This window comes from Actinoplanes awajinensis subsp. mycoplanecinus, assembly GCF_001509495.1.
GTDB classification, from domain to species: domain Bacteria; phylum Actinomycetota; class Actinomycetes; order Mycobacteriales; family Micromonosporaceae; genus Actinoplanes; species Actinoplanes palleronii.
The window spans coordinates 1-295 of sequence record NZ_LLZH01000224.1; the positions used below are offsets into that span (position 1 = coordinate 1).

Consider the following 295-nt stretch of genomic DNA (forward strand, 5'->3'; position numbering starts at 1 on the left):
CGACATCGGTGTGGCCACCGCTTGGCGCTATGTCCGCGAAGCCGTCGACCTGCTCGCCGCGGCCGCAGACGACCTGGTCACCGCCATGGACCGGATCCGCCGGCTGGCCTTCGCCATCCTCGACGGCACCCTGATCCCGATCGACCGGGTCGCCGATCAGCGGCCGTACTACTCCGGTAAGCACAAACGCCATGGTGTGAACGTGCAGGTCATCGCGGACGCGGCAGGCCGGCTGATCTGGGCTTCGGCAGCCCTGCCCGGCCGGACCCACGACCTGAGCGCTGCCCGCCAGCTC

At 70.2% G+C, this 295-nt stretch carries 1 protein-coding gene; it reads left to right on the forward strand.

The window, feature by feature from the left end; translation table 11 throughout:
- Positions 1-295: transposase family protein (locus tag ADL15_RS22790; protein WP_157441547.1), on the forward strand; the 295-nt coding region annotated here is incomplete at both ends.